Genomic DNA, 5,161 nt, shown 5'->3' with positions numbered 1-5,161 from the left:
ATTTCGACTAATATGAATTAAGCAACGTTGTTGCTTAGCTAATGGGTAAGCCTGACTAATCATCTGCTCAAGCCCCTTGAAGCCATCTATCACTACAAGAGAAATCTGTTGGATTCCTTGGTTTTGAAGCTTGTCTAACAGGGTGGACCAAGAAGCATTGTTTTCATTTGGGGCGATTTCATATCCAAGAACAGCCTTCTGTCCTTCTGGTGTAATGCAAATGCGATATGAATGCATTCTTTACTAACGGTTCCACGTCTTAATGGAAGATAGGTTCCATCAAGAAATAAAACAGAGTAATTGGCTTCTAAGCTTCTCTCATGAAAAGCAGAGACATTCTCCTGAGTTGCTTTTGAGATATTAGAAATTGTGGCAGGACTATAGTGATGACCATACATTCGCTCGATAATATCACTAATTTCTCGAGTTGTTACACCGGTTTGATAGAGTTTGATAACCATCTCTTCTAAGTGGTCATCTCGAAGTCCATAAGCAGGGATCAAAGCTGGACTAAAGTTTCCATTACGATCTCTAGGAATGCTCAACTGAACAGTCCCATATTTGGTTTCAAATTTCCGTGAATACGTTCCATTACGACTATTCCCAGAATTATAGCCTACTTTATCGTAAGGTTCATACCCTAAAAAGGCTGATAACTCTGCTTGAAGCAGGTCATTCATAGCTGTTTCAAGAGAAGTACGGAAAAATTCATCAATATCTTGCTTTTGGGCTAGGAAGTTAAGCAATTCTGTGCTAAACTGAGTCATAGAAATAAATCTCTTTCTAGTAATGTGTTGCAACTCTACTATAACGGATTTATTCCTTTTTGTGTTTACACAACTTATTTTACACTACCTTTTTGACACCACTCAATAATAAAGTTTTGAGATTATTTTTCTCTTTTTCTTCAGCTAAAATAGTTAGAATGGGACTCCCCACTGCTAATGCTAGAGAAAATGGGATACACATCATTAAATAAGCAACTCCCATTTGCTCTTTCGGACCTGATTGGCTATCCATCATAAATTTATAGAGATAAATAAGGCCTGCAGGCATAACTACTTGTAAAAACACACTCTTATTTGAGAGAATAATCTGCAAACGCAACCAGAGCAGAGCTACAAATCTTCTAAACATTGAATTTTCCTCCTATTAATTCAATAAAAATATCTTCTAAGCTTGGCTCGCAAGAATGAATCGCAATGACCTCCTCCATAACTCGAGCCAGTTCATCAAAGGGCAGAATCTCCTCTGACTTGTCTTGATAAGTCAGTTTGACAGGCTTATCTTGATTATATTTTTGAAGAAGGCTGCTTGGAGAGCCTGTTTCTACTAATCTTCCTTCATTTAGCAGGGCTAAACTATCATATAAGAGTGTCACTTCATTCATATCGTGTGTCGTTAAGAAGATAGTTGTCCCCTCTTCTTTTAATTCAAGAATCAATTCATGAATAGCTCGAGAGGTTGAGGGGTCTATCCCAGAAGTTGACTCATCTAGAAATAGTACTTTAGGTTTATTGATTAAGGCACGAGCCAAAAGCATCCTCTGTTTCATCCCTAGAGAAAGTTTTTCGGCTACTGTCTTACGGCTCCCATATAGACCAACCTTTTTAAGCAGCTCATCAATGTGAGAGTTATCAACCCCATAATATTTACCATAAAAAAGTAGATTATTATAAAGGGTCATTTTTCATAAAAACCACTAGTATCACTGACCAATCCTATTTTGGCTAGTTCTCGACTAGATAGTTTTCTAGAATCTTGGTTAAAAATTCTAGCCTGACCACTGTCAGCTCTTAATTGTCTAGTGAGAATATTAATGGTCGTTGTTTTACCTGAGCCAGAAGGTCCAAGAAAAACAAAGATTTGACCTTCCGCAATCGAAAAACTAATATCATCAATAGCAAGTGATTTGCCAAATGTCTTTCTAATATTTTTAGCGTCGATAACTTTATTTGTCATAAGTTTTCCCCTCTATAATGCTATGACACTAGTATAAAGAATGGACACCAAAAAAAATAGCGACATGGATGTCGTTATTTTTCTTTTATTATGGCTACACTTATTTCTATCACATTAAATTTTCCGATATTTTCTCAAGAAAAGAGCATTAAGACCTGTAAAAAAGAGAGTGATTATTAGCATTGCAAGTAAATCGTAACCTATAGCTGAAAAACTCATCTGGTCAATAGCTACTTTTTTCAGAGCGGTTGCACCATAATAGATCGGCATAATAAACTTGAGATTTTCCAAGTGGTAGGGTAAACCATCTATTGGTAAAATCCCAGAGTATAGAATTTGCGGAATAATCACGATAGGAATAAATTGCACCATCTGGAACTCCGTATTGGCAAAGATGGCCACAAACATCCCAATCGAAACAGCTGCGAGAGAAAGTATAATAATGATGAACTCTGTAAATAGGAGGCTACCTTTTAAAGGAACATCCAAGGCAATCCTCGTAAAAGCATATAAAAGATTTCCTTGCACGATACCAAAAATACTGAACCCCAGTGTGTAACCTAGTACCAATCTTACTTTAGAGACTGGACTTAGGAGGATTCGTTCCAACGTTCCAAGCACTTGCTCTCTCACAAAAGAAATTCCCGAAATCAGGAAAATAAGAAAAAATGCCACAACAACAATTAAAGCGTAACTGAGCTTTTCAAAATTTGTGTCAAGATTACTACCATACAACAAGTGACTGGTAATTTTTGAATCTGGTGATAGTTTTTCTTGCGACTCTGTCAAGATGGTATGGACTTTACTGCTATATAAAGAGTTATCCTCTTTAAAATATACCTCTACTCCACTTTTGGTGTAATCAATATAAGTCTGGAGTCTCCCATCTTTCAAAGCCTCTTTGGCATGTGTTAGGTCCTTATAATGTGCTAGTTCAGCATGATGCTCAATCGATTTTGTCACTTGTGGGAGTTGACTATTTGTGGCAATCGACATTTTGGGATCACTGTCACCTAATAGAAAGAATAAAACAGTCGTAATCAATAGAGGGACAATAAAAATCATTAGTAAAGACCTTCTATCGCGAATAATTTGCTTAATAACACGTATAGCGGTAGCGCCCATTAGTTCCCCTCCTTTAAAAATAAAGTCTCAATATTTCCTTCACTCTCTTTTAACAATGTCTCTAGTCTATCCTGAGCAAGGATTTTTCCCTCACGAATCAAAATAGCATGATCACAGTAAGTCACTTCATCCATGACATGCGTCGAAATCAATAAGGTTTTACCCCGATTCTGAAGTGAACGAAACTCCTTCCAAATCTTTTTTCTAAGAATGGGGTCAATTCCAACAGTTGGCTCATCTAAAATAAGAACCTTAGGGTCATGAAGTAAGGCAATCATTAAAGAGAGCCTCTTTTTCATGCCACCAGAATAGGTAGAAACCAAATGATGAAGGGCATGAGACATGTCTAGCAGCTCTGCTAGACGATGAATTCTTTCCTTCAGGATATCATCTTTTAACTTATGTAATTTCCCAAAAAATAATAAATTATCATAACCTGATAAGTCTAGGTAAACAGCGTCCGATTGGGGCATCACACCAAATAGGTACAAATCTTTATGGCTAAGTTGATGTCCCAAAACACTTACCCGACCCTGACTAGGCCTTTCAGAACCTAGCATGAGTTTCATAATTGTAGTCTTTCCTGATCCTGACGGTCCAAGTAAACAGACTAAGTTTCCTTGAGGAATAGAAAAAGACATATCATCCAAGACAGTGACTTTCCCAAAAGATTTTGACACATTTTGAAAAGTTATAGCATCCATGATTATCTCCCTAATAAGAATTTCCAAAATTTGTGAATATCTTTTATTTTCACAAAAATCGCTGGTGTCTGTTTAGTATAATTTTTATATTCCGATTTAAATCTAGCCAGTAAATCCTTCTCCTCATAGCATTTTAACCAAACTAACTGATACTGTCAATAATTATGTGTAAACACTCAAGTAGAGTTACGGAGTTTTAATCAAATAAACTTTCAAGTGTGTCAGAACATTGGCAAAACCCTTTATGGATGCGTTAACTTTGATTGATTCAAACAAAGTAACTAAGTAACGTTCCAGAGCCTCCTCGTTAGGAAAAAAAACTTCTTTTTCGTTTGACGTTTGATTTCTTTGTTAAGAGACTCAATGAGGTTCATCGAATAAATGCTGTGCCAAATCTGGTAGGGAAACTGATAAAAAGTTAAAAGATTGTCCGTATTCTCCAAACTTTCCATCACTTTCCTATACTTTGGCTTCCATTCAGCGATAAAGTCCTCCAAAGCTTGGACTGCCATTTCTAAATTTTCAGCACGATAAATCGTTTTAAATTGCTCCAGAATAACTGCCCGATCAGATTGCTTCACCTTACTAGCCAAATTTCGACTAATATGAATTAATCAACGTTGTTTAGCTAATGGGTAAGCCTGACTAATCATCTGCTCAAGCCCCTTGAAGCCATCGGTCACTACAAGAGAAATCTGTTGGATGCCTTGACTTTGAAGCTTGTCTAACAGGGTGGACCAAAAAGAATTGTTTTCATTTGGGGCGATTTGATATCCAAGAACAGCCTTCTGTCCTTCTGGTGTAATGCCAAGTGCGATATGAATACATTCTTTACTAACGGTTCCACGTCTTAATGGAAGATAGGTTCCGTCAAGAAATAACACAGAGTAATTGGCTTCTAAGCTTCGCTCATGAAAAGCAGCGACATTCTCCTGAGTTGCTTTTGAGATATTAGAAATTGTAGCTGGACTATAGTGATGGCCGTACATACGCTCTATGATATCACTAATTTCTCGAGTTGTTACTCCTGTTTGATAGAGTTTAATCACCATCTCTTCCAAGTGATCATCACGACGTCTATAAGCGGGGATCAAAGCTGGATTGAAATCTCCATTTCGGTCTCGAGGTATGCTTAAATGAACCGTACCATATTTGGTTTCAAATTTTCGTGAATAAGTTCCGTTGCGACTATTGCCAGAATTATAGCCTACTTTATCGTAAGGTTCATACCCTAAAAAGGCTGATAACTCTGCTTGAAGCAGGTCATTCATAGCTGTTTCAAGAGAAGTACGGAAAAATTCATCAATATCTTGCTTTTGGGCTAGGAAGTTAAGTAGTTCTGTGGTAAACTGAGTCATAGGAATAAATCT

The 5,161-nt window shown here is 37.0% G+C and carries 2 protein-coding genes and 4 pseudogenes; all 6 read right to left on the bottom strand.

Annotated elements, in window-relative coordinates:
- Positions 1 to 767 (bottom strand): annotated as a pseudogene (locus IYQ92_RS09840) (IS256 family transposase); the annotation flags it as partial.
- A 94-nt stretch (positions 768 to 861) separates the two neighbouring features.
- Positions 862 to 1,137: pseudogene (locus IYQ92_RS09835) on the bottom strand (ABC transporter permease); the annotation flags it as partial.
- Positions 1,130 to 1,962: pseudogene (locus tag IYQ92_RS09830) on the bottom strand (ABC transporter ATP-binding protein). The pseudogenes IYQ92_RS09830 and IYQ92_RS09835, both read right to left, overlap by 8 nt.
- A gap of 114 nt (positions 1,963 to 2,076) precedes the next feature.
- Complete coding sequence (locus tag IYQ92_RS09825; protein WP_195676477.1) at positions 2,077 to 3,087, bottom strand: ABC transporter permease; 1,011 nt, start codon at positions 3,085 to 3,087, stop codon at positions 2,077 to 2,079.
- A complete protein-coding gene (locus tag IYQ92_RS09820; protein WP_195676476.1) occupies positions 3,087 to 3,791 on the bottom strand; it encodes an ABC transporter ATP-binding protein in 705 nt (234 codons plus the stop codon). Before IYQ92_RS09820 ends, IYQ92_RS09825 begins: the two co-directional genes overlap by 1 nt.
- 196 nt (positions 3,792 to 3,987) lie before the next feature.
- Positions 3,988 to 5,149, bottom strand: a pseudogene (locus tag IYQ92_RS09815) (IS256 family transposase).
- Positions 5,150 to 5,161 lie beyond the last annotated feature (12 nt).

Origin of the sequence: Streptococcus sp. HF-1907 (genome assembly GCF_015594605.1) — a bacterium.
Lineage (GTDB): Bacteria > Bacillota > Bacilli > Lactobacillales > Streptococcaceae > Streptococcus.
The sequence above is the reverse complement of the archived record's forward strand: the minus strand, read 5'-3'. Positions and strand labels throughout refer to the sequence as shown.